The following is a 25,602-nucleotide window of genomic DNA, read 5'->3' on the forward strand; positions in this document are numbered from 1 at the left end:
TTTAGGAAGGTTTGGTTTCGTTACGGAAGCGGCGCAAAGCCTCTTCCAGAGAGTTCAGCAGTTCTTTTTCGCGCAACATGGCTTTGGTCAGCAGGCTTTGTCCAAACTCGTTCAATTGCTGGTGCTGTTCCGCGGTCAGATCCGCACCAGTCAATACAATGACCGGAATGCTCTTGAAGGTTGGGTGTGTCCGCAGATTTCCCAGCAGTTCAAAGCCATTCATCTCTGGCATGAACAAATCCAGAATGATGACATCGGGTACGCTGTTTTGCAGGAAATCCCAGCCTGCTTTACCGCCCTGAGCAAGGTTGACATGATAGCGCTGGCTTTCTTCGAGCATCTTCTGCACCAGGCGTAAATCTTCCGGGTCGTCATCAATCACCAGCACTTCCCGAATCTTGCCATCCCGGTTCAGGCGGTTGAGCGCGCCTAACAGATCTTCGGAGAGGAATGGCTTGACCAGATAATCAGCCGCACCGAGGCTGTATCCCTTTTCCTCTTCTTCGAGGATGGAACATACAACAATCGGAATATCCCTGGTCTCAGGATCGCTCTTGAGTTTCTTCATGACCTGCCAGCCATCCACTTCGGGCATCATGATATCCAGTGTGATGGCAAAGGGTTGTACTTCCTTGACCCGTTCCACAACGGTGCGGGGATCGGTGTGTGGAATGATGTAATAGCCCTGAGGTTTGAGGAAACGCTGATACAGTTCAATGACCTGAGGATCGTCATCAACGGCAAGTACCGTCAATGCATCCTCAGGAATGTATTCTTCCGGTTTTCCTTCCTCAAGCGGTAAGGGCAGGGTGAAGAAGAAGGTCGAGCCCACTCCTACCGTGCTTTCCAGCAGACCGATGCGTCCGCCATGCATTTCGATGAGCGAGCGGCAAATAGACAACCCCAGACCGGTACCGCCCGTCTTACGGGTGGGCGAGTCGTCTACCTGAGAGAATGGAAGGAACAGTTTGGAACGGTCTTCTTCAGCAATCCCCGGTCCGGTGTCGGTCACGGTGATCATGATCTCGGGTTTGCCCTCCGGGCTGCGCACCCGGCGAGCGCGCACCGTAATCGAGCCTTCATCGGTGAACTTGGCGGCGTTCGAGAGGAAGTTGATGAGCACCTGACGTACGCGGGTTGCATCCGCGCGGACAGTCGGTAATCCCTCTTCGATTTCGGTGATCAACTTGATGGGTTTATCTTTGACCAGCCCGACTGCGGTGGACATGGCACTGTTGATCATGTCGGGGATGTTGACGTCCGAGAAGGACAGTTCCATCTTGCCCGCTTCAATCTTGGAGAGGTCGAGGATGTCGTTAATCAGATTCAACAGATGTTGACCGGAGTTGTAAATCGCTGTGAGGTCCTGTTGTTGTGTCTCGTTGATGGGACCATCAATGCCCCGCAGAATGACGCGCGAGAAGCCAATGATGGAGTTCAACGGGGTGCGCAGTTCGTGGCTCATGTTGGCGAGGAACTGGCTCTTGACGCGGTCCACCTCGCGCATCTCTTCCACCGCTTTCTGCGCCAGTTCGTACGCCCGGGCGTTTTCGATTGCTACGGCAATCTGGTCTGCCAGAATGGTTAACACAGCCAATTCATCTTTGCGGAAAGCGTTCAGGTTTCTGGATTGCAAATCCAGCGCACCGATAACGCGGTTGCCCAGTTTGAGCGGCAATGCCATTTCCGAGCGTGTTTCCGGCAGGAGCGGGTTCGGGTAGTACATGGTAGAAGTGGTGACGTCGTTCAGGATGAACGGTTCTCCGGTAGCGGTCACCGTGCCAACTACCGAACGTGAACCGACTGCCAGTTTGTGCTTGCGTTCCTTCAATTGCTCAGCGGCAGGTCCATAGGATTCTCGGACCACCGCATAGGTCCCGGTATCATCCAGCAGGAAGATGGACGCCTGATACAGGTTGAATCGTTCCACCACCAGGGTAACGATACGGCGCAGCAGTACGTCGGTTGAGAGGGTGCTGGTGGTATCGCGGGCAATTTCTGCGGCGGTCTGCAATTCCAGAGCGCGGCGTTCGGCTTGCTGAAGCAGGCGAATCTTCTCTATGGCGACTGCGATACCGTTCGCAACCGTCTGGAAGACTCGGATTTCTGCTGGATCGTACTTCATAGATTGGCTGGAAAATGCCCCCATGACGCCAATAGTTCGTCCGCCGGAACGCAGGGGTACAATGACGCCCGATTGAATACCAAAGCGCTTCAGAGTAGTGGCTGAGACCGGGTCGAGAGTGCCGTCGTCAATTTGAGCAAAGGAGATGCCTTCATCGGGCAACGCAAACAAGATGGGAACATCAGATGCGCGAAGGCGGGCACCTTTGAACTGGGTTCGTCCGGTAATGCTGTGGTATGCGGCAACCTCGATTTCGTTTATTTCGCCTTCTGTGCCGGTGGTCAGGTGAAGGGAGACGGCTTCCGCGCCTCGCGGGAGGGCTTCGCGAATCACCAGGTCCACCATTTCATCGGCGTCCTTCGCAGCGGCGATTTCGCTGGAGATGTTGTACAACCGCGCGGTTTCTTTCAGGGCTTGCTGGGTCTGCTCAAACAGACGCAGGTTTTCAACCACGATGGTCAACTGGTCAATCAACGGTGGTAAGAGGCGCTTTTCACGCGGGGAGAAGGCGCGTTTTTGTTCCCCTTCCAGTAAAACCACGCCAATTTGGCGTTTCCCTGCCCACATGGGCAGTACAGCAAGCGAACGTACGTTTTGCTTTAAGAGGTCTTGCTTCAGCGCTTCATCAAAGACGGCTTCTTCCAGATTCTCAAAGTAGTATTGCGAATTGGTTTGAAGCGGTCGTTCGTAAATGACACGTGGAAATTCTGTTCCAATCTGGGGCGGTGGGGTGCCGCGACCGCTGTACCAGTTTGCCTGGACGGACACCCGGCTGATGCGTTGATGGCTGTCCATTTCAAACAGGAGCATCACGCCGCGGTTAATTTCCGTCATACGGACGCCGGTGATCACCGCGCTGAGCATTTCCTGGAAATTGCTGGCAACCACCAGTTGATTGCTGGCTTTGTAAAGGCTTTCGGTTTCGTCCAGGTTGGCGCGCAATTGGACCAGCAGGTCTTCGCGGACAAAGGTGTTGGCAATGGCTTCTGCGGCTACCCGCAAGGCATTGATTTCATCCTGTGACCACCTGTGTGCCTCAACATGCTCAAAGATGAGCAGGTCGGGCATGGTGGTCTTTCCCTGAATGCCTAAAATTAATGCCGATTGGATACCCTGGGAGGTAAAGAACTGGGCGGCAAGGTCCTCGGAAGAGAAATCGGTTGGAATGACCCAGCCCTCGGTTCGCAGAAAACCTACCAGATTGGCAAATAATTCAGCAGGGATGGTGTGAATTTTAGAGGGATCCAGCAGGTAAGCCACAATGGGTGAGGTCCAGTCTTCCACCAGTGTCCAGCACGAAGTGACCCCTTCAGAGAATTGCAGGAAGTAAACCCGCGATGCTTGCGCCGCCTGTCCAAGGTATTTGAGTACGTCTCCCAGAGCCTGCGTACCGGCTTCGGACAGCGTAGCCGCAGACCGTGCCACGCCAGCCTGGTAGCGCTCACGGTTTTCCAGCGCTTTCAGGGTTTCCTGCATTTGCAGGAACAGGGTTGCGTTTTCCAGCGCTGTCGAGACCTGTGATGCCGCGGTTGAGAGCAGTTCTACATGGACTTCATCAAATTGGGGCGCATTTTCCTTTTCATAGTCCTGAATGACCAGTACTCCCCGTGGACGTTCATTAACCAGAATTGGGATTGCCAGCAGACTCTTCGGGAGCCGTTCAGGCAGTTCACAATTGAAGCGGGTAATTTGCCGGGCGACCTGGTCTTTGAAAAGGACCGGACGGGCATGCTGAATTAGCGCTTCGGGTAACCCTTTGCCAAATGGTCGCTCCGCTAAAAGGATATCTACCCCTTCTTCTCGATATATCGGGAAGGTAAGGGTCTGATAATGTTCATCCGCTACTGCAATGAACAGGTTTCGATCGCTTAAAACCTCTTTTGCCATTTCGGCAAAAGTCTGATAAATTTCTTCATGAGATCTCAGGCTGGTCAGGCGCTGACCGATGCGGTTCAACGTTGCCAGATCCTGATTGCGATGGAGAATTTCCTGTTCTGCACGGACGCGCTCTGCCAGTTCCTGTTGGGCGGCGTTGTACAGATGGGCATTCTCCAGCGCCAGCACCAGCTGAGAGGCAACTTCCAGCACCAGTTGATGCTCTTCATCATCCCAGATCCGCTGTGGGTCATTATCAATGATTTCTACCAAAAGTTTGCCGTATTCCCCGGCATTTTCCGGTACTGCAATGGTTGCAGGCAATCCCGCCTGTGCCGGGACAACAACAGGCTTTTTCTGCCGCAAACTCTCCATTGCCAGGGGGGTGGAAGGAGCCGTTACCAGATGGGTCTTCCCATTTTCAGCGGCGACTCCGAAGATTGTTCCACCGGCAACAAAAGCGGGTGTGAACGGTTGGGCTGGAGTCAGGTGGGAGGGGGGCTTCCTTGAAGGAGATGGAATCCGGGTTTTTGTTTCAACGGCAGGAGGCTTTGGAGCAGGAACGGCTTTTGCCTCTTCTTTTGGAAGCAGAACAACCGTTCCTTTCCAGGTGGATTGATGATCATCCGGAGCAGAAAGGATGCTCAATATTGCACGGTGCCAGTTCCCCTGAATGTCCTGAAAACGAACTGAAAATTCAACCGGCAAGGCGTCTGCCGGGATCGTGCTGAAGTCGGCAAAGATTTCCTCATCCAGAAGATAACGATAAAACGGCTTTCCCAGAACTTCTTCAACCGGAATACCCAATATTTGCCCCATTTCCGGGCTTACGGAGCAGTAATGACCATGCTCATCGGCTTCCCATGTCCATCCCTGTGGACGGGTAGAATCCCCCCTTAAAGCAGGGGAAGAATCCACCTCATGGGTGATGCTGGAGAAGAGATGATTAAGCCGGTTCTGCAGACGTTTCTTTGACATACGTTAAAATCTCCTGACTGAGGGCACGGTATTGCAACGCAGACCTGCTGTGAGGGGAATGATAAATGATCGGCAGCCCCGCAATGGCGCTTTCACGCAGGCGGGTATCTACCTCGATTACGGTTTCCAGAACGCCATTGCCAAAAGTAGCGCGTAGTTGTTCTGCCAGTGTGCGATGAATGCGATTTCGGCGATCGTACATGGTCAGCAAAAGGCGGTAAAGCAACTGGGGATTATGTTCGTTGCGAATCTTTCGAATCAATCCCATCATCGTTCGTAGAGCGCTCACCGAGAAATATTCAGCCTGTGTGGGCATGATGAGCATATCTGCGGCGGCGAGCGCGTTTGTGGTCAACGCACCCAGAAAGGGAGGACAGTCCAGTAAAATGGTATCGTGTTTCCAGTCAGGGGTGCGCAAAAGACGGCGCAGGAGGGTTTCGTAACCACTGCGGATGGGCAGGAACCGCTCTGCCATTCCCAGGTCGAATGCTGCCGGTATGATATCCAGCCCTGGAATGCCGGTCTCTACCTGGTGTTCTCGCAGCGAACCGGTGTCCTGAAACACGCTCATGATGGATTTGGATGACGGCACCGGTTCTATCCCCACTGCCATACTCAAATTGGCTTGGGGATCTAAATCCACCAGTAAAACGGTTTGCCCTGCCTCTACCAGTGCCGCCCCCAGTGAGACGGCGGTGGTAGTCTTGGCAACGCCTCCTTTTTCATTGGCTATGGCGATGATGTATGCCATATTCCCCTCCTACTGATTCCCGTTATTTGAACCACTACCGTTGCCATGCGCAGAAAGTTCTTCTTCATCTTCCGAGAGCAGGAAGATTTGCGCCTTTGAAGCGCCCAGCACCCGTTGCAACTCTGCTGCGGCAATTTGCAACATTTCCTTTGGATCATTCGTGGAGCGGATCTTACCGGTGATCTCCAACACCCGGCGTTCACGCTCGGCGCGATGTACGGTTTTCTCAAACAGGCGTGCGGTTTCCAGAGCCACGCCAACTTGCTGGGCAACATCCTGAACCGCCTGTAATTCATTGTCCGACCACACCCGTGCTTCTCCCTGATCTTGAACGCGGATAACCCCAATGATCTCGCCGCGAATGCTGATGGGAACTGACAGGACTGCCCGCTGGGTGTTATCGCTTAAGGCTTCGGTAAAGATATAAGGCTTGCCGTTCTGATAGACATACTCCACATCTTTTAAGTCCAGATCTTCATGAATGGGCTCAACACCCTTCGCTGAGTACCTGTATCCACGGTGCTGATGTGTGCGGACTTCTTTTGCCCATTCCTGCTGGAGGTACTGACGGTGCAGTTGCTGGGCTTCGGCAAGCGCACGCAGAGTCTCGTTGTACAATTGGTTGTTGTAAATGGCAATGGCTACCTGATCTGCCAGTGTGGTAAACACACTCAGGTCTTCTTCGCTGAAGGCGTTCGGCAATTCGCTCTGTACATCCAGCGCCCCGATGATTTCATCGCCAACTTTGAGGGGGAGCGCCATTTCAGACCGTGTGGTGGGCAGGTCGGGGTTATTAAAGAACACGGCATCCTGACCAACATCCAGTGCAATTCTGGGTTCTCCTCTGGAGGTGACGTACCCTACGATACCTGTCTGACCCACTTTCAACATGTGGGAGCGTGCCAGCATGCGTTTTCCACCCGGGCTGTTTGCGGCGCGCAGCACAGCGTATTCCCGGTTGGCATCGAGCAGGAAGATGCCCACATGGTAAAATCCGAAGCGGTCGCTGATTAATTCGGTAACATTTTCCAGGAATCGGGTTAATTCCTGCGCCGAAACGATACCGCGCGCGACCTGTGCAATGGTATTCAATTGATTGGTGCGGTACGTCAATGTCTGATTGCGGCGCTCCAGTTCTGCTGTACGCTGGGCGACCCGCTCTTCCAGTTCTGTTACCAGTTTTTCCAGTTGTTCAGCCGTCTGGTTGAAGACCGAAGCCAGCATACCGAACTCATCCGAGGTGTGGACATCGGAGCGGGCTTTCAGGTCTCCATTGGCAAGACGGCGGGCTACATTCGCCAGGTCTCTCAACGGAGAAGCCAGGATATTGGAAACCCCCACAGCCGCGAACCCCAGCCCGTATGCCAGCAGTGTGGCAATGATGGTCGCCACCCTGGTCTGGCTTTTGCGATACGGGGTTTCATCGAACTCAGCCTGGAAGAATACCACTTTCCAGGGCATTGTCTTCATGGAAGAAATGCCTGCAATTTCGGGTTTTTCCTGAACCTCGTTACCTTCCTCTCCCCCTTCGATCTCCAGAATAGCGCCCTTGTTTAATTCAGAAGTCTGCAAAAAGCGCGCCAGGTCGGCATTGTATACTGGACGGATCATGGGAAGATCGGGGATGCGCTTTTGAATGATCAACTCGGCGCGTTGTTCTGGAGTTAAAGCGGTCACGGTGGTAAAGATCATTTCTGGCTGGTACGTGTCAGCCAGTCGTACCAGATTCTCATCGAAAATAATGACATGGGTGTTGGGACCACCGAACCCGGCATAGTTGGTCACATATCGCTGAAGAACCAGCGTATTGTATGTGGCTCTCAGTACACCAACAACTTCGTTCTGATTGTTAAAAATCGGGGCTGAGAAATGAAAGTAACTGGTGCCGTCCAGGTTAAATGTAACCGGTGAGACATACGGCTTACCGGTCGTAAAGGGTACCAGGAAGTAGTCCCTTCGTCCCTCATATCTGCCGCGATTTGCCTGAATGGTGTCATAGACGTTATATCCACCTGAATTCAGCAATGCATAAGAAGAAAGGTAAGCCCGCTCGCTGGACTCGCGCAATTCCAATACGCGGAAAATCATGCGTATCTCTGCCGTATCCAGTTCTTCGCGTTTCCCGGCTTTCAGGTTCTCAAAGTATCGAGAGAAGATATCGGCTTTGGCTTCCTGCTGGATCGCTTTCAGGTTATTTTCAAAGAAACGATCCAGACTGAGGGCTACTTCCTCCGCGGAATCGATCATGTTTTGTTGAATCTGGTTGCGGTTGGTATTGATGGTAGTTTCGGAAAGCGCTATGGTTGCAATAGCCAGAGGAATGATCAATACGACGAGAAACGCAGTGACCAGACGAATCTGCAAAGTTGTGGAGATGAACTGGGTGATACCCAGCAGGAAAAAGACCATCACAGCCATAGCCAGGAAAGCGATAAGGATGACGATGAAGGTTTCACTTTGTACCTGTGAAAACGGGCTCAAAGCGCCTGCCAGCGCGGCAATGGAAGCGGTGGTCAATCCCAGGAAAAGCGAGGCAGTACCTGAGCGGAATAACCCCAGTGTGGATGTGAGAGAGAGCGCAATGATGATGTAGTTGATTGCGATTAACAATCCAGCGCCATCCACCAAGAAAGCAATGGCAACCCCCAGGAGCGAGAAGAAGCCATTTGCCCAGCCAAAATCTTGATCGGAATACTCTCCACGAGCGTTTTTCAGGGCAGATTTAATGCTGAAAAAGAAAGGAGGCAGAGATAGTCCAGCCAGAATGTAAAATTGCCAGGCTCCCTCTTGTATGCCATTAATCAAGAATAGCAGGATACCCAGTCCTGAAAGCGTCGCAATCAGGGTGTTAAAGGCAAGGGACACCTGAAGGATGTTCAGGGTTCTTCCTTCGAGTGAAAGGTTATTTCGTGGAGAAGTTGGTGGATTAATCACTGCCATTTTTCCTCCTGCTCGGGCAGGGAACCATTATTTGCGTGTATCCAGATGCACCACGACATCGGATGCTCCCAGGGAACGCCCAATTTCCCGGGCGGTAATTTCCAGAATTTTTTCAATTTCGTTGGTGGCACGTACTTTAGCGGCAATTTCGCTGACGATTTGCTCGCGTTCTGCACGCATCTGAATCTCTTCCAGAAGACGCACGTTGTCCAGCGAAATTGCCATACGGTTGACGGCCTGTTCCACCAGATTGGCAACCTCAGGGGGAACTCTGTTGGTGGCAAACTTCAGGTTGACTACACCCAGCGTTTCATTCCGGATCTTAATAGGCACAGCCAGAGTGGTGCCACTACTCGCATCGCCAGTTTCATGTCCATTCGAGGACAATGAAGATCCACTGGCACGCATGTTGAAAGCGTATCGCTGCCGTTTTTTGTTGCGGAAGAACTGCGTCCAGCCTGTACGCACGGTTTGACGGGTGTTTTCTTCCATCTCTTTCAGAGAGGCTTGCAGTTTTTCCATCAATCCGACTCTTTCAATCAAAATGGAAAGCTGGTCGGCAACGTCTTTCATAGTTTCCATTTTGTCCACAAACGACGCGCCAATTTCAGTGCTTTGCAAATCCAGTACGCCAATCAGACGTCCTTCTACGCGGAGGGGCAAAGCCGCTTCCGAACGGGTATCAGGCAAGAGAGGGTTGGGATAGTGCTGGGGGTCTTCATCCACATTGGGACTGATGTTGGGTTCTCCAGTTGCGGCGGCGTGTCCAACGATGCCTACCTGTCCTACGCGCAGGCGGTGCTGGTTCTCCAGCATCTTCCTGCCAACTTCGCCAGTTGCCGCACGCAACACGGCGTACTCACCCTTCTCATCCAGCAAAAAGATTCCTACATGATACAGTCCGAACTGCTCTTTGATGACATTTGCGGCTTTGGGAAGCATAGATTCCAGGGTGGTTTCCGGATAAACGCTCCACAGAACGTTGCGGCTGGCTTCAGCCATGGCATTACGTTTCTTGCTTTCGGCATTCAAAGCCCGCAGAGCATTTTCCAGGTTAGTGCGATCGTGTTCCAGCGCATTAATAGTATTTTCCTTCTCAGATAACCGTCTGGCGAACCCCAGAGTTAATTCATGAATAGCCGATAACAACACACCCGCGCTCATCAGAAAGGCAATCAGGTGAAATATCCATGCAACAAGTTGATTGGACCCGGCAATCTGCTCTACAGGTGCCTGGAGAGCTCCCGTTGTCATCATGATGCCGATTGTCAGTTCACCAATTGCCGTTAGTGCGGTGAGGAGGATGCCAGTTACAGTTCCAAAAAAGGCAGTAGAGAGCAGAGCAAACGTGAAAAGGTAGAACATGCCGTTCCCGTTTAAGCCGTTGGCGAGCAAATCCGATGTTCCCATGATCGCAAATACCAGTAATACTGCCAGTGCGCGCCAGTTAAAGGGAATGCGGCGGATTAAGGCAAAAATACCTAAACCTAACCCAATGAACAGACTTTGTGTTGCCAGATCCCGGTAATCGGGAAACAGCACTCTTAAGATGCCAGCCCCTGCCAGGAAAAACAGAGAAAGGAAATTAAGAGCGTTTTGCAGCACGATTTCCCGGTGCTGTTGAAGCGGAGGCAATTCCTGTAGATACGGCGGAAGTTCGTTGGGACGCAGATATCTCAAGAAATTCATCTTTTACTCCTCCTGCCCATTGTTCCGATAAACGCCAGGGGTTTCGAGGGCGGATTCGGGAGTGATCAATTGCACTGAGACCTCGGCGATGGATGGCAATTGGACTAACTGTTCCACAGCAGCGCGCAAAATGCTCTCCACATCTGCGGCGCGGACAAACTGAGCCGTGATCTCGTTCAATTTGCGTTCCTGATATACGCGACGTTCCGATTCGCGCACCAGACGGGCATTTTCAAGTGCCAGTGCCGTTTGGGTGGTAATGGCTTCAAGAAGGTTGGCTTCCTCTTCTGAAAGTTGGTTTTTATCCAGCTCGACTTCCAGATATCCCAGCGTTTGGTCGCGCAGGGTGATGGGAATGTTGACCTTATTCGCTCCCTCGCCGGTTGAACCACCTACGGCGTATTCTGAAGAGATGACGTCTTCTTCCTGCAATACGCGGCTCCAGGTTTCCTGGACGAGTGCGCGGTTGAGCGAGCGAATTTCCTCCAGATTACGGTTCATCTCTGCAAACAAACGGCTGTTTTCAATGGCAATTGCCAGACTGTCGGCGATACCCTGCAGAACGATGATGTCGTTCTGGTCGAAGGCGTTAGGCTGATCCGATTGAATGGTCATTGCCCCAAGGACTTCCTCGCGGCTCAAAATGGGCAATGCCAGTTCAGAGCGGGTATTGGGTAACAGGGGGTTATTGAAGCGTACTGCCTCTCGTCCTGTATCCAGTGCAATGCGGGGTTGGCGATGATTGATACACCACCCAATCATTGAGGTCCCGCCAATCAGAAGGCGGTGTTTCTGTTCCATCATGATTCGCCCTGCCTCTCCCGTTCCGGCTTGCAAGACGGCATAGCGATGGGAGGGCTCTACCATGAAAATACCCACGTAATACAATCCAAAACGCTGCTGGATCAGATCTGCCACCTGCTGAAGGAGGGTATCAGGATTCGTAATCCGGCTGATGGCGCGGGAAATTTCTGCCGCTGTGCGCAACTGGCTTACGCGGCGCTGTACGTCTTCCGTGCGTTCCCGAATGGTTTTTTCCAGTACATTTTGCTGGCTTTCGAGATCGTAAGCCAGTTGTTCTTTCTCTTTCAGGTTTTGCTCCACATTGTTAACCAGAATGCGCATCGCTCCGCCTGCCCCTACACCGAAGAGCAGGTAAAGCAGAAAGTTAAAACCCCAGTTCAGGTTTGTGTATCCGGTGGAGTTGATGAAAATCAATCCGTTTTCCTGTGCAAAGTTGATACCGACCATGGTAAGCAGATTCAATGCAATGATGCCAATGAACCCGCCTGTACCCATGAGCACAGCGCTGAGAATGGTGGACACCGCAAAGAAGAAACGAAGTTCAGATATTGCGCCGTATTGCATGAAGAAAATGATCCCGATGATGTACGGGAGCAGAATCACCAGAAGAGCGCGGAATGATGGATTCCAGTTGCGGTTTACAGTAAAGAGGATGAGCAAGACATAGTACACAACCACAGCGGTGCCGAGTCTGTCTAATCCCCGGGCTGTGAAAGACTGGTAGAGGTAAAGGACAAACAGGATGCCGGAAGTGCTGAGCATCAATAGAATGCTTTGAAGGATGCGCTCACGCAGAACCGTCATCCCGCCCATTTTGAGCAGGGCAGGCGGCGTATAATCGGGAAAGAGTTTATCGTAAGTGTCCATACCTTACTCCACTGGGTGGCTACCGTTATGTCCGTTGCCTTTATCCCCCGGCTTGACTGCGCCTTCTGACAGGGTAAGTCGGATTTGAGCGCGCCGTGCGCCCAGAATCCGCACCGTTTCCACAACGGAGGTTTTCAGGATTTCAGAAATATCCATGGAACGGCGAATGCGCGAGGTGGCTTCGAAAAGAAGTTTTTGCCGCTCTACCTGCTGGCTTACCTGTTGCACCAGGCGCCAGGACATGATCACACCGGAGAGGTTATTTGCCAGAGATGTCATTACCTCGAGGTCGTTATCACCAAAAGCGTAGGTGGTTCTGGCTTCAAATGTAATGACACCCAGAGGTTCATCACCAAACAGTAGAGGAATTGCCATGACCGAGTGGGTATCCTCTCCCAGTTCAATACAACGCGGATCTTCTGAAGCATCTCCAACTCGCAAACCGCGCCGCTCGGCAAGACAGGCGCCCTGTAGCCCTTCATCTGCACCAATGATCAGGGCGGGTTTCTTCACCCCGTATCCGTTCATTACGGCTAATTCCAGTTGACCGGCGGGGTTGAGCAGGCGGATATTGACTGCATCGGCAATCTGCAGGTCAATCAATTGATTGACAATTTCCATCAGGGCTTCGTTTAGGGTCTGTGTAGAGGTGCCAATCAGGTTGATGCGATTCAAAAGACGGTGGCGGGAGATCAGGTCCTGGGCTTTTTCGTACAGTTCGGCGTTGTGAATAGCCGCCGCCAACTGGTCTGCCAGAATGCCTAAAATCTCGATGTCTTCATCGGTAAAGATATTCGGCTGGGTGCTTTGTACGTCCAGCGCCCCGATGACCTCACTGGCAAATTTGAGCGGGATCGCCAGTTCTGCGCGGGTATCCGGTAAGAGGGGGTTGGGCAGGTGGGTGGGGTCCTGGGTAACATCATCTACGATGACGGCTTCACCTCGCAGGGTCGCCTGACCCACAATCGAGCGCGAACCCACCGCCAGGCGGTGCCCGCGTTCTTTCATGATGCGCCCGGCTTCTCCGGTGGATTCACGCAAAACCGCATACTGGCGTTCGCTGTCCAGCAAGAAAATCGAAGCGTGGTAGAAACCAAAGCGCTCGCGCACCAGATTAACCACTTTGGCGAGCAGTTCATCAATGTTAAGGGTGCCCGTAATATCGCGGGCAATTTCCGCTGTGGTTTGTACCTGATAAGCGCGTTTTTGCATTTCCTGCTGGGCACGGAAGATATCCGAAATATCGCGGCTGATGGTAATCAGACCGACGACTTCACCGCTTTGATTCACAACCGGGATGCGCGAGACGCGGTAGTAGTCATTCGCAGTTCCGCGAATATCCTCGATGTAAGGTCTACCCATTTCCATCACCCGTAAATCGGTCTCAACGGTCTTCTCGGCATCTTCTTTGTTGGCGAAAACGTCGAAGTCTGTTTTACCCAACATCTCTTCCGGTGTCATGCCTTGCATGTTGGCGTAATACAGACTGACGCGTTGATAACGTGCCTGACGGTCTTTAATGGCGATGGAATCAGGACTGTGCGTAAGCCATGTTTCCAACAGCAAACGCTCGTAGTCATAGGCGCGCAGGGCATTCTGCATTTCCTGAAGCAGTTGCGTATTCCGGATCGCGGATGCCACCTGCGGTGCAAGGGTCTTGATTAAATTCAAATCGTATTCGGTAAAGCGCTCTTCGTGTTCCTGATCCTGTAAAATCATTGCCCCGAGCAGTTTACCGCCGGCTACAAGGGGAACGCCCAGCCATGATCGCGCTGGTTTGCCTACTATCCGGGCGTTTAGTTCCATCGCCCGGCGTTCAGATTCGTTGTTGATTAATAACGGTTGTTGATTCTGGATGATGTAGGAAGTCAACCCTTCACCCAGAGGCATGGGCTCAATCTCAAGAATCTCATCATTTTCAATGGCAAACGGGAACTCAATTATGCCCTGCTTTTCATCATAGGTAGCGATGATGAACCCGAGATCGCTTCCAAAGTTGTCGCGGATTTGTTCATAAAGCGCCCGATACAGTTTTTGAGGGTTGATCTCATCAACAGTGACCCGGCTGAAGTTTGCCAGGATCTGCAATTCGTTCAGGCGGGATTGCAAGGTCTCCAACACAAACAACTTGTCCAGAGTAGCCCTGGCGACTTCAGTAAGGTTGATGAAGGGTTGCAACATGACCTGGTTGACTTCTTCCTCAGGTGTAAACGCCAGAATGTACACATAGGCAACTTTGCCGCCTTTTAGGATGGGCAAAAGGACAGTGGATTTACATCCTCTACGCAGGAAGAAGGAGACCAGGTTTTCAAATTCAGATGACTGGTGTATATCTTCGATAAATATGGGAGCGCCTCGATTGAGTGATTCCAGGGCTCGAGAGGCAGGAATGTCAATGGAAGATAATCCTCGTTCAAGGCGTAAGGTGTGAGGGTCATATAAGGCTTGAATGTGGAAGTAATTCCGATCCAGAGAAAGAAGTGCGGCGTAATAAGGCATGCGAGGCATGACCTGAAGAATATGCTGTACCAGTTCTTCCTCTGTCTGTGCTTCGGAAATTTGCCGTGTCAACTGGCTGACCAGGTTGGTCTCTTCCAGGTTAATCTGAGTGGCTTCCAGTGTGCGGATATTCCGCAGCGCGGCAGCGATCTGGTTTGCCAGTGTTTTCATGACGAAGAGGGTGTCTTCATCAAAAGCCTCTGGAGTGGTCTGGTGTAGTTCGAGTACCCCGATAACTTCATCCACAAAAGCAATAGGGATAAAAGCCTGCGACTGGCTCTCTGGCAGCAGGGGGTCATCCAGAAATTCTTTTTCTCCTCGTCGGTCCACCGCAATGGCTCGGTGATGCCGCGCGACATCAGATACAGGGCTATCGCTGCCAATGGGGATACGAACTTCTTTTTGTTTTCGCTCTTCCGCTGCGGCGCCGCTGGTTTCACGCATGACCAGCGTAGTGCCCGTTTGATCTTTCAGATAAATGGCTGTGTGATAGAGATTGAAACGATTGTTAACCAGTTCTACGGTGCGATTCAGGATTTCGCCCAGACTGGTGGATGAAATAACCAGTTGGGCTACTTCGGAGGCAGTGCGTAATTGACTTGTGCGGGCTTCAACAGCCTGTTCCAGCGAGGTGTACAGACTGGCCAACTGATCTGCCATCTGATTCATCGAAGATGCCAGCAGCCCTATTTCATCGGAACGACGCACCTGAGAACGCACGTTGAAATTCCCCGAAGCCAGCGATCTGGCTACTTCACTCAGTTGGAGCAGGGGAGTGACGATCCACCGGGCACCGGCGTAGGTCATCACGCCCAGAACTACAAGGATAGCCAGAAGAGTGTTCCGGGTAAACGAGTCCACTACCCCGATATTCCCATAAACCACCCGGAAAGGTGTTACGATGGCAAGGTACAGGTTGGTGTTGGGGATCCGTCGGATCCCGGCAAAGCCACTTTCATTTTCCCAGGTCGAGACTTCCTGTACCTTTGTCTGCAATCCTCTCTGTTCAATCTCTTGAATTTTGCTGAACAGGGATGGATTTTCGGAAAGTTCTCTCAACCCGGCAATGGTACTGGTGCTTTCGTAAATCTTACCGTCGGGGAAAATTAACACAGCCCGCGAGTCTGGATAAAAACTGGCAGCAAGGTTAAGTGCGCGGTTAAACAGGGTGCTGGAAGAGATACCGTAGAGCGTCAAAGGTTCTTCCAGTCCTGCAATGCGTACGGGCTGGGAAACAATCAAGTATAACTGTGTCCGAAGAGAAGATGCCTGGAAAGGATTGATCACTACATTAACGACTTGATTGCCAAATTGTGAAAGAATCAGGGGATGGCTAATGGGGGCGTTTCCAAAATTGGAGTTGATAAAGGCTTGATCGCTTGCAGCAACAACAGTGCCATCCCGTTTCATCAAGAATACTACCGAGAAAGCCGGCTCGCTTTCGTTGCCTATCGCAAGTTGATTCATCTGGGAACGCAAATTGACAATTGCGGCGGTCTTTTCAGGTAAAGGCATCTCCTCTTTGAGAGCCGCTAAGGTATTTACAGTAAAGGTATCTGTGACCGAATACGTGTACAGGGAACTCTGTTTGTTGAAAACAAAATTACCCAGTTGATTGGTGGTGTAATCGGTCAGGTTGGAAATTTGATTGGTGACCAGAGAAAAAATTTGCGTACGGGTTCTCCAGTAAGAGATACCTCCAACCATTAAGACCGGAATTAACGAGATCAGTAAAACTGCCAGAACAAGGGTACGGCGAAGCGAATTCTGGCGGAATAAAGCAATGATGGCTTTGACCCATTCCTGTACCGCGTTCTTCACCCCGCTCCACACCTGCTTCAACCGCTCCATGCTTCACTCCTTAGTAGTTCATTTCCCACACCGATTCCCCATTGAGGATGCGCTGAATCTGATCGGGGAATTTGTCCGGATCCAGTGGCTTGCCCAGAAAACCATCAAATCCTGCTTTTCGGGCTTTTTCCATTTGCTCCAGACTGGCTTCTGCCGTGACCGCAATCACTGGAATGTTTTTCAATCGTTCGGACTGGCGAATTTTCTTCAAAGCGCCGTACCCGTCTTCGTAAGGTAACCGAATGTCCATGAGGATGAGGTCCAGTTTGGGGAGGGTGTCGGCATATTCGACGACCTCATAACCACTGGTTTTCCATTCGCAGTGAATGCCAAGGAAGCCCAGCATTCGGGCAATCAACACAAAGTTGGATACGTTATCTTCAACGACGAGGACAGTTTTATCGGTCATAGGAAGTTATGTTCCTTACAGAGAACCATGAACAAAAAGTTGCAGGATGAATACCAATCAGGCAAGAAAACGCTCGATTTGATCTATGAATCGATCGACGTCAATGGGTTTTTCAATATACCCATCACATCCGGCGTCCAGTGTGCGCTCGCGATCACCCTTCATGACATTTGCCGTGAGAGCCACGACCGGGATGTTGAATAATTCGGGATCAGACTTGATGAGGTTTGTCAGGGTATAACCATCTACATCCGGCATATTGATATCCATCAGAATGAGCACCGGCTTCGTTGTCTTTAGAATTTCCATTGCCCGAGTGGCGTTCTCGGCTTCGATGACCTCATAGCCGAATGCTGTTAATAACCTTCTTACCAACATACGGTTGTCTGGATTATCTTCCACGTAAAGAATGTTCTTTTGTCCTGCCATGGTGGTTAATTCACTCCCGATTATTTCAACATGATTCCTTTACCCACAGGATGGGAAAGTCTAATCCGCTACACGTATATTGTACTTAAAAATTGGGGGTTCTTACCTTATCAGTGCCCTTCAATTACTTTGCAGTTTTGCAAAGCGCGGGGTTTTTGTGTCTTTTCAAACTATGACTTTTTGTAATGAATTGAGCAAATCGGCTAAGTTTGAGAACACAAAATCGGGTTGAAAAGGTGAGGAGATCAGATCTTCGGGTTTTGTCTCGCCGCTCAATACCAGAACCGTATACACGCCAGCGTCTTTCATGGCAATATCTGTGTACAGGCGATCGCCAACCATACATAATTGCGCCGGGGAGAGAGCCAGTTTGTGGCATAAGGCTTCTACCATGGGAGGGTGAGGTTTACCGATGACCACGTCGGGCAGGCGCCCGGTGGATGCCTGAACAAATGCTATTACTGCGCCAATATCGGGCATAAAACCGTCCTCGGTTGGACAATTGATGTCCGGATGGGTGGTGATATACGGTAATCCCTGTGAAACCCATCGGCAGAGTTTCCATAATTTGTTATAGGTGAGGGTTGTATCAAACCCAACCACAACCACCTCGGGGTTTTGATCGGTCAGGGTAAAGCCCTCTTGCTGAAACTGTTCTTCCAGATCAGGTGTTCCGACAAGATACAACCGCCTTCCGGAAAAATGCTGGTGGAGATAATACAGGGTAGCATCTGCGGAGGTGAAGATATGCCCGGGTTGAACAGGGATGCCAAATCCTCGAAGACGTTCCAGGTATCTACGGGGACTGCGGGATGAGTTGTTTGTCAGGAAGAGATATTCCATTCCTTTGGTTTCAAAAAATTCAATTAAATCCCTTGCCCCCGGCAGTAATTGATTGCCGAGGTAGAACGTGCCATCCAGATCAAGCAGAAAACAACGAATGGAGCGGAACAGTTCAACAGAGGGCATGGAGAGTCTCTCAAAGAAAACGCAACTGCCCGTCAAACGGGCAGTTGCAGAGCGGGTGATGGGATTCGAACCCACGAATGGTAACTTGGGAAGCTACTGCCTTACCACTTGGCGACACCCGCATCATCTGCCTGTAATTATATTGTCCTGTTTGTGTCTGTCAAGGGTCATCTTTGGGAATTGGAAACCAGGGCAAAAGTTTCAAAACCCAGAAACTTTCAATGGACATCCAGCATACACAACCCCGTGAGAGAGGAAATTCCCGGCAGGTGGATGAAAAGGGAGTTTTCGATTTTTGCGAGGAATTTGCCGGTTGGCTTTCCCCTCTCCATCTTCTTTGCAGGTCTTGAAAAGCAGGCAGGTATCTGGAAGGCGGTGTGGCTTGAAGGGCTTTCAGAATTCCTATCCGTTGGAGCGGAGGACATTCTTTCAAAAAAGCCAGAAAGGTGTACACCCCATGAATGCGCACTATCTCATTGGTGTTCTCGAAGATTTGGAGAAATGTTTCCAGATCACCTTCTTTCAGTTGAAGCAGTTTTTCACGGACAGATGAAAACCCTCTATTGGATGAAGATACAGGTTGCTGTTCCGTAAGGGCTATATAAATTTCCAGCCATTGCAGGTGCCAGTGAAAATCCATCATATCTGATTCTCATTATAGCAATCCTCCTTACCCGGATTTCTCAAAATCGTCCCCTCTTTTATGTTATGATGATGAAAAAGTTTTCTCTTGTTGTGTGTTCCTGAAGGAGAAACACCTCATGGGAATTTGGACTCGATGGTTCATTGTGCTTATTTTGTTGATCCCGGCAATGGTTCAGGTAACCTTTCCTTCCCATGCCCAGCAAAGTACCCCCGAACCCCGCCTGTACCTGCCGGTGGTGATGAACATGAAGAATCAGTACGGTCCGGAAATTTACACTACCAGTTATTACATTAAATCCTTAGACCCTACTCTGATGTATAACCGCGGGTGTGATCTGGGAAAGCGGGATCTCGCCCTGCCCGGTACACAGGAAAACCTGGTGATTCTGGATTTTGGCGGACCACGCTATTTTCAAAACGCTTCCGGAAAAATGGTCTATGGAACAAAACTGTTTTATCCAGGCGGTCGCGCCAGCACAGATGAAATTGCAGAAGCCGTCAAGTGGTACGCCAGAGGTTACTATGTGTGCACTGGAGAGGATACCACTTCATTCGTTCTGGTTGGGATTGGTACCAACAATTATGAATATGACGGATGTGGGGATTATTGTGCAGTAAACTATGCCCACGGACGGGCATGGGCGCAAATGGTCAATGCCGTGAATCAATGGCTGACCGAAAATAACATGTTCGCCCAGGTTCGCGCTGTAGGAGCCAATGATATTGAACTTTCCTGGAATGATTACACCCGCACTCGCGACTGGTTGGATGGCTACGATTCGGTGAACGAAGCCATCATGATAAATTTTGGAGCCATTCCCGGTTGTCCTTATCTGGCGGCTCCGGGAGCAACCTGTGGCTCTTACCGGTGCTATGATATCAACAAGTCCTGTGTTTGGACCAAAGAACAGGTCTGGTATGTGATCTGGGGGTCAAAGCCGGTGTATCCCGTCCCGGAAATTTATTCCAACAACGGGGTCAATGCCCAGCAGTGGTACCTGATGAGTGTGTATGGATACACTGCGCATGGCTATCCTGTGGAGTTCTTAGGTGTCTTGACTCAGTATCAGGCTTGTAAAGATAAACCAGGCGATCCAACCTGTGAGTACCTGGATAACACCCCTCTGGAAGGCTGGACGCAGTTACAGTCCCTTTTGAATGGGGATACTCGAGTCAAACATGAACTTAAATATTCAACCGATATTCGCTGGTGAGGACCGTATGCGCAAATTATTTTTGATACTCGGGATCATCCTGTTGCTGGCGTTTACTGGTTTCGTGTTCATTTCCCGCTGGCTGCAAGAGCCCCCTGTTGATGAAACGGGTAAATCCTTTGTGAGTGCTACACCGGTACAACCGATTCGAGAAGCATGGAACATCCAGCAGATGAAGGAAAGCCTTTTTGACCCTGCGCTGGATGTGACCATGCGGGAAAATTTGACCGAAAAAATTGAACTGGCACAAAAAGCTCAGCAGGCGGTGCTGGAAAGCGCCGCATCTCCGGCACCCAAAGAGGCTCCCGTCTTACCCCGTTACTCCATGAATTCATTGATGGGTGAATGGCAATCAGCCAGTGGCATTTATGAAGGCAGTGATGGTCTGGTTCGTCCGGAAGATGCCACCATTTCCAATTACTGGCAGGGAGTCGTTGCCGGTAAGGGCATGGCTGTGCTTGCCGGGGCAGATGCCAGCGACCCCGCTCAGAGCATACTCATCGTACTGACCACCGAATTACCGGATGGCGTGAGCACCTATCAGCGTCTCCCCCTGCAAGAAAAAGCGGGGAAAATCCGCATTGTTCATGCCGATTTTCCCCGTCTGACGCTTCAATCTGCTGAAGGTCGCCAATGGATTTTCAATGTGGAAACCTTATCCCTGGAGTGATCCATCTTGTTGTGATGGCTTGGTTTTGCGGCGAAAGAGGCGGCGCAAACCACGGATGATCAGCCATACGGGCAGGATAATGACGACTGCTACGGGAATGACGTAGAGCACAAGCCAGATTGCCGCGTTGGCAAGGAACTTGAGCGTATTCAGTGTGGCTTGCAGGGCATCCCGGGCAACGCCCACTGGCTGCCATTTGCCGATAGTCAGCGGTTTGACTGCCGCACTGGCGCGCAGGGTTACGGAAATCATAGAAAGCGCGGCGGATTCTTCGTAATATTGAATCTGTCCCTTCAGGACTTCTATTTGTTCCCGCACAGAGACCAGTTGGTTGTACACTGCCAGAACATCCTCAGTCTTGGTGGCTTCTTCCATGATGCGTTGCAGTTGTTTTTCTGCGTTTTCCAGATTGGTCAGGCGCGATTTCAGGTCAGTGTATTCTTTGGTCACGTCCTGCCCGGAGACGTTCTCGCTCAAAATATCGGTATTCTTATCCTTGACGAGGTTCTTAATTTGCATCAGCGCATCGTTCAGGCGTTCCGCGGGCACCCGGATGATCACGCTGGCTTCAGGAATCTCAATCCCCTCTTCGGTCTGTGTTTTATAGAGATTGGATTGAACCACGAAGCCGCCCATCTCTTCCGCCATTCGGGTGATTTCATCCAGGGCAGAAACAGGATCCTCGACCACAATTTTCAGGTCGGCATTACGAATCACCAGACGATCGGTGGAAGGGTCGGAGGGCATAATCAGGCTGGCGCTCTCCACACCTTCATAGGCAGGTGCAGCGCTTTTCGACATTTCACCGGGAACTGCGTTCCGCCGGGATTCCTGGGATTCAGGTGCTACCAATCGAGCCGGAGAGCAGGCGCTGAGTAATAAAATCAGCGTGAGCAGGGCAATCCAGAAGCGTTTCATTTTATCCTCCTATGTCTCTTTGACGACTGATCCCCCTGAAAGGTTCCCCTTTACCATCCATCAGAAAGGCGGGTGGCGTGCCGTGCGGGTAATTCAGCATTTAATATACGTCGTTGTACCGACTCGATATCATAAATGACCCTTCGGGCTAGCCAGAGGCGTTCATCCGTTTCCAGAATGGCGTAAGCCGCACGGGGATCGTGATCGCGTGGCTGTCCAACCGAGCCCGGATTAATCATGGTGCGAGGTCGGAGAGAAATCTGTCTTCGGACCATGGGTTGTGTCCAGCGGGCAGGATAATCCGCCGAAACAAAAGAAAACTGCAAAGGAATGTGAGTGTGCCCGATGAGACAAAAATCGGTGTCAAAGTAAGCAAAATTCTGGGCTGCGCTGACGGGATCGAGCAAATATTCCCAGATGGGGTTGCGTGGGCTACCGTGCACCAGGGTAAAATCCCCAACCACCCGTCTTTCAGGTAATTCTGCCAGCCATTCCAGATTTTCTTTCGTTAAAACAGAGCGTGTCCAGTAGATGGCATGCCGGGCATCCTGATGGAAAGCGTCCAGTGGAATCCATCCCAGTACTGCAGCGTCGTGGTTTCCCAAAACACATACCAGGTTGGGGAGACTGCGTATCCGGTTGATGCATTCATTCGGGTCGGGTCCATAACCGACAATATCCCCGAGGCACCAGACTTCATCCACTATACCGACGTCATTTAAAACAGTATCCAGCGCAGTCAGATTGGCATGAATGTCGGAGATGATCAGCACGCGCATATTGCCTCAGGGGATATCAAAACGTAGTTCCCATTGTCCGGGTGCCAGGTTGCGAAATATCGAGGTTTCTCCTACCAGGACAATCCAGGAATTACCCGGCTTCAAATGCATGGGGAGCCCGTAAGAATTGAAGAACTGCAATGGACGCCCATTACTGGCAGTTACCCAGGTGCCTTCTATGCGGACACCATCACGGAAGAAAATTGCCCGTTTTCCACTGTTCTGGTCAAACAGGGCAATGTCGTGCAGGGTGGGGGCGTATTCCGTGTAAGTAGCAAAGAGCAAAATCACATTGGCAAAAGCAATTTGCCTGTTGTTTTCACGATCTACCAGACGAATCATGGGGATTGTTTCTTCGCTGGTACCGGCTTCAATCCAGCGTTCGTACAATCCAGTTTCGGCGTTGTAGCGCCATTCTCCACGCGCCTGCCGGCTGAACTGAACGGCAAGGAAGTCGGCTTTTTCGTTAACCGGATGGATCTGATCGCTAAAAATCATTCCCCGCAGATCCCGGCGCTCATTGCTTCCTCTGCCTGAACGGGTGTAGTATTCAGAAAGCTCGCGGGTGTTAACGAACAGAGCCGTTTCGGGGATTTCTGCCTCGATGCGATATTTGGGTGGTGAAGGAATATCGCGTTCTGCCAGCGCCCGCGGACCCAGTTCCTGTACCAGAACTTCATCCGTGCGGTCATCGGCGTTTCCGTAAAACAGGATCCCCTGATACAACTCAGCCAGCTGGGCATCTACCAGTCTACCGGAACGCACTGGTCCAGCCAGCGGGGCGTCATCGCCAAGAAATACAGCCAGAAAACGGTTGAACCCCAGTCCAATATAGTACTCAAAGACCAGATCGGCGTGTGAAAGCCCCATATGAGGACGTCCGGCGCGTGGATAATTGGAAATTTTGACCATCACCGGACGCCGCTCTAAACGGGTGATATCGCTGACGGGTAACCCGGTAAGTGGATTAATGTTGTTGGGAAGATCCGGAAGTTCAGTCAGAGGCATGGGCGTTGGTGTGGGAATAGGGCGTTGTTCCTGCCGGGGGGTGGGTAAGACTTCCGGAATCTCCTGTGCCAGAGCTTTTTCCGGGTTATCGGCAGACCATACTGCCGGTTGAGGCGGGGTAGTCTCACATCCCACGCCACTGAGCATGAGCAGGAAGAAAAGACCCCAGAGAATGCCCAGTCTCTTTATAACCAAGAAAGCGCCTCCCCCAGGATTCGTTCGGCTACTTCGTACTTGGATTGGAGTGGAAAGTCCACTTTTCTGCCGTCGGGGAACAGGAAAGACACCCGGTTGGTTTCGACTTCAAACCCTGCATCCAACGCGCTCACATTGTTGGCAACAATCATGTCCAGCCCTTTGGATACCAGTTTTTTCTGCGCATTGTTCAATAAATCTTCCGTTTCGGCAGCAAATCCAATGACGTGTCGGGGAAAACCGCTTTGCTGGCGTTTCTGATGTACCATTGCCAGAATGTCTGTGGTGGGCATCAGAGTCAGGGTAAGTTCCTTGCCTGTCTTTTTAATTTTTTGTTCCGCAGTTTGTGCCGGGCGAAAGTCCGCAACGGCGGCAGACATGATCAGCAAGTCGGCATTGCGGGAGTACGTCAACACAGCCTGAAGCATTTCCTCTGCGGTCCGCACGTGAATCACTGCCGCACCGCAGGGGGCGTTGAGTCCCGTGGGAGTGGTAATGAGGGTTACATCTGCGCCTAAATCCAGCGCTGCCTGTGCTATAGCATACCCCTGTTTACCGGATGATCGGTTGGTAATAAAGCGCACGGGATCGATGGGTTCCTGGGTTCCCCCTGCGGTCACCACCACGTGTTTGCCCGACAGAGGACCCGTTCGGGAAAGCAGGTACCGCACCTGCCCAAGGATATCCATGGGTTCAACCATGCGTCCTTTACCGACCAGTCCTGAAGCGAGATGTCCTTCCGCGGGTCCGACAACGACCGTGCCTCGTTCGCGGAGAATTTCCAGATTCTTCTGAGTAGCCGGATTGGAAAACATCCCGGCATCCATGGCTGGTGCAATCAGTAGAGGGCACGTAGAGGCAAGCACAGTCACGGTCAGCAGGTTGTCGGCAATCCCATGGGCAAGTTTGGCAAGGGTATTGGCTGAAGCGGGGGCAACAATCACAAGATCAGCAGCATGTCCAATAGCCACGTGGGTTACATGCCCTTCTCCACCCCACAGGTCAGCATCCGTATAGGCTTTGCGCGCTGTGACCGATTGGAATGTCAGTGGTGTGATGAACTTAAGCGCCGCTTCGGTGAGGATAACATCAACCTGAGCGCCTGATTGATGCAGTTTAGAGGCTAAATCTGCGGCTTTATACGCCGCAATTGAGCCAGTGACGCCCAGCGTAATCGACTTTCCAGCAATTGGGTTGCTCATTTCTGATTCATCTCCCACAACATGCGCAGTCCTTCCAGGGTCAACCAGGGGTTGACAATCTGAATGACGTCCGTTTCCCGGGTGATGATTTCCGCCAGTCCACCGGTTGCGATGGTTTTCATCTCATCCCCAAGTTCTTTGCGGAAACGGGCAATCATCCCTTCTACCAGCGCCACGTAGCCAAACAACAATCCCGACTGCATGGCGTGGATGGTGTTTTTTCCGATGACGGAAGGTGGACGTTCGATATTGATACGGGGCAACTGAGCCGTGCGACGTGTCAGCGCCTCTGCGGCGATGCCAATGCCCGGGGCAATGGCTCCTCCAAGGTAGTTCCCCTCTGCACTGATGGCGTCGAAAGTGGTGGCAGTGCCAAAATCAACAATACAGGCAGGACCTCCATAGAGCGCTTTGACCGCTACCGCATCCACAATCCGGTCTGCTCCAACAGAAAGAGGATTATCGTAACAGATTTCAATGCCGGTCTTGATGGTGGAATCGACCACCAGAGGCTGTTTCCCTAAGTAGGCCTTGCAGGCTTCAATGATTCTGCTGGTAAGCGGGGGGACAACCGAAGCCAGACATACCCCCTCCAGTTGGGCAACGGAACACCCTCCATGCTGAAGCAACCCGAGGATTTGAATACCAAACTCATCGGGCATGCGTTCGTGGTCGGTGGAAAGACGCCAGTGGGCTCCGAGTCGGTCTCCCTCGAAAAGCCCAAGGGTAAGATTGGTATTGCCAATATCAATGGTCAGCAGCATAGAATCCTGCCATCCTCATCA

At 51.5% G+C, this 25,602-nt stretch carries 17 protein-coding genes and 1 tRNA gene; 3 read left to right on the top strand and 15 right to left on the bottom strand.

The window, feature by feature from the left end:
* Position 1: 1 nt before the first annotated feature.
* From LHF31_RS13000 to LHF31_RS13045, 10 genes are all read right to left on the bottom strand, one after another.
* Complete coding sequence (locus LHF31_RS13000) at positions 2 to 4,978, bottom strand: GAF domain-containing protein (protein WP_303774288.1); 4,977 nt, start codon at positions 4,976 to 4,978, stop codon at positions 2 to 4.
* Positions 4,947 to 5,729, bottom strand: a complete 783-nt coding sequence (locus LHF31_RS13005; RefSeq protein WP_298006557.1) for a ParA family protein — start codon at positions 5,727 to 5,729, stop codon at positions 4,947 to 4,949. Before LHF31_RS13005 ends, LHF31_RS13000 begins: the two co-directional genes overlap by 32 nt.
* Positions 5,730 to 5,738: 9 nt before the next feature.
* Complete coding sequence (locus LHF31_RS13010) at positions 5,739 to 8,669, bottom strand: GAF domain-containing protein (protein WP_298006560.1); 2,931 nt, start codon at positions 8,667 to 8,669, stop codon at positions 5,739 to 5,741.
* Between the two features lie 27 nt (positions 8,670 to 8,696).
* Positions 8,697 to 10,358: a GAF domain-containing protein gene (locus LHF31_RS13015; RefSeq protein WP_298006563.1), complete on the bottom strand. Its 1,662-nt coding sequence runs from the start codon at positions 10,356 to 10,358 to the stop codon at positions 8,697 to 8,699.
* Between the two features lie 3 nt (positions 10,359 to 10,361).
* Positions 10,362 to 12,029, bottom strand: coding sequence for a GAF domain-containing protein (locus LHF31_RS13020; RefSeq protein ID WP_298006566.1), 1,668 nt, complete (start codon positions 12,027 to 12,029; stop codon positions 10,362 to 10,364).
* A 3-nt stretch (positions 12,030 to 12,032) separates the two neighbouring features.
* Positions 12,033 to 16,379 (bottom strand): GAF domain-containing protein, encoded by a 4,347-nt coding sequence (locus LHF31_RS13025; RefSeq protein WP_303774289.1) that lies wholly within the window; start codon positions 16,377 to 16,379, stop codon positions 12,033 to 12,035.
* 10 nt (positions 16,380 to 16,389) lie between these two features.
* A complete protein-coding gene (locus LHF31_RS13030; RefSeq protein ID WP_013559606.1) occupies positions 16,390 to 16,788 on the bottom strand; it encodes a response regulator in 399 nt (132 codons plus the stop codon).
* 57 nt (positions 16,789 to 16,845) lie between these two features.
* A complete protein-coding gene (locus LHF31_RS13035) occupies positions 16,846 to 17,217 on the bottom strand; it encodes a response regulator (protein ID WP_298009425.1) in 372 nt (123 codons plus the stop codon).
* A 165-nt stretch (positions 17,218 to 17,382) separates the two neighbouring features.
* Positions 17,383 to 18,186 (bottom strand): HAD-IIA family hydrolase, encoded by an 804-nt coding sequence (locus LHF31_RS13040; RefSeq protein WP_298009428.1) that lies wholly within the window; start codon positions 18,184 to 18,186, stop codon positions 17,383 to 17,385.
* Between the two features lie 50 nt (positions 18,187 to 18,236).
* A tRNA-Gly gene (locus LHF31_RS13045) sits at positions 18,237 to 18,308 on the bottom strand.
* Here LHF31_RS13045 and LHF31_RS13050 point away from each other — a divergent pair.
* The 3 genes from LHF31_RS13050 (at position 18,295) to LHF31_RS13060 (ending at position 20,715) form a co-directional block, all read left to right on the top strand.
* Entirely contained in the window at positions 18,295 to 18,780 is a 486-nt protein-coding gene (locus LHF31_RS13050) for a hypothetical protein (protein WP_303774290.1), read from the top strand. The genes LHF31_RS13045 and LHF31_RS13050 overlap by 14 nt on opposite strands.
* 167 nt (positions 18,781 to 18,947) lie before the next feature.
* Positions 18,948 to 20,045, top strand: coding sequence for a hypothetical protein (locus LHF31_RS13055; RefSeq protein WP_298009434.1), 1,098 nt, complete (start codon positions 18,948 to 18,950; stop codon positions 20,043 to 20,045).
* A 7-nt stretch (positions 20,046 to 20,052) separates the two neighbouring features.
* Positions 20,053 to 20,715, top strand: a complete 663-nt coding sequence (locus LHF31_RS13060) for a hypothetical protein (RefSeq protein WP_298009437.1) — start codon at positions 20,053 to 20,055, stop codon at positions 20,713 to 20,715.
* Here LHF31_RS13060 and LHF31_RS13065 read toward each other — a convergent pair.
* Genes LHF31_RS13065 through LHF31_RS13085 form a run of 5 tightly spaced genes read right to left on the bottom strand, consistent with a single transcriptional unit; the run spans position 20,701 to position 25,581 of the window.
* Complete coding sequence (locus tag LHF31_RS13065) at positions 20,701 to 21,633, bottom strand: DUF4349 domain-containing protein (protein ID WP_298009440.1); 933 nt, start codon at positions 21,631 to 21,633, stop codon at positions 20,701 to 20,703. The two genes, LHF31_RS13060 and LHF31_RS13065, sit on opposite strands and share 15 nt — an antisense overlap.
* A 50-nt stretch (positions 21,634 to 21,683) precedes the next feature.
* Positions 21,684 to 22,412, bottom strand: coding sequence for a metallophosphoesterase (locus tag LHF31_RS13070; RefSeq protein WP_298009442.1), 729 nt, complete (start codon positions 22,410 to 22,412; stop codon positions 21,684 to 21,686).
* Between the two features lie 6 nt (positions 22,413 to 22,418).
* Positions 22,419 to 23,615: a DUF3048 domain-containing protein gene (locus LHF31_RS13075; protein WP_298009445.1), complete on the bottom strand. Its 1,197-nt coding sequence runs from the start codon at positions 23,613 to 23,615 to the stop codon at positions 22,419 to 22,421.
* A complete protein-coding gene (gene coaBC / locus LHF31_RS13080) occupies positions 23,606 to 24,817 on the bottom strand; it encodes a bifunctional phosphopantothenoylcysteine decarboxylase/phosphopantothenate--cysteine ligase CoaBC (RefSeq protein WP_298009448.1) in 1,212 nt (403 codons plus the stop codon). The genes LHF31_RS13075 and coaBC overlap by 10 nt, the downstream gene beginning before the upstream one ends.
* Positions 24,814 to 25,581, bottom strand: a complete 768-nt coding sequence (locus tag LHF31_RS13085; protein ID WP_298009450.1) for a type III pantothenate kinase — start codon at positions 25,579 to 25,581, stop codon at positions 24,814 to 24,816. Before LHF31_RS13085 ends, coaBC begins: the two co-directional genes overlap by 4 nt.
* Positions 25,582 to 25,602 lie beyond the last annotated feature (21 nt).

Origin of the sequence: Anaerolinea thermophila, assembly GCF_020723905.1 — a bacterium.
Classification (GTDB): Bacteria; Chloroflexota; Anaerolineae; order Anaerolineales; family Anaerolineaceae; genus Anaerolinea; species Anaerolinea thermophila_A.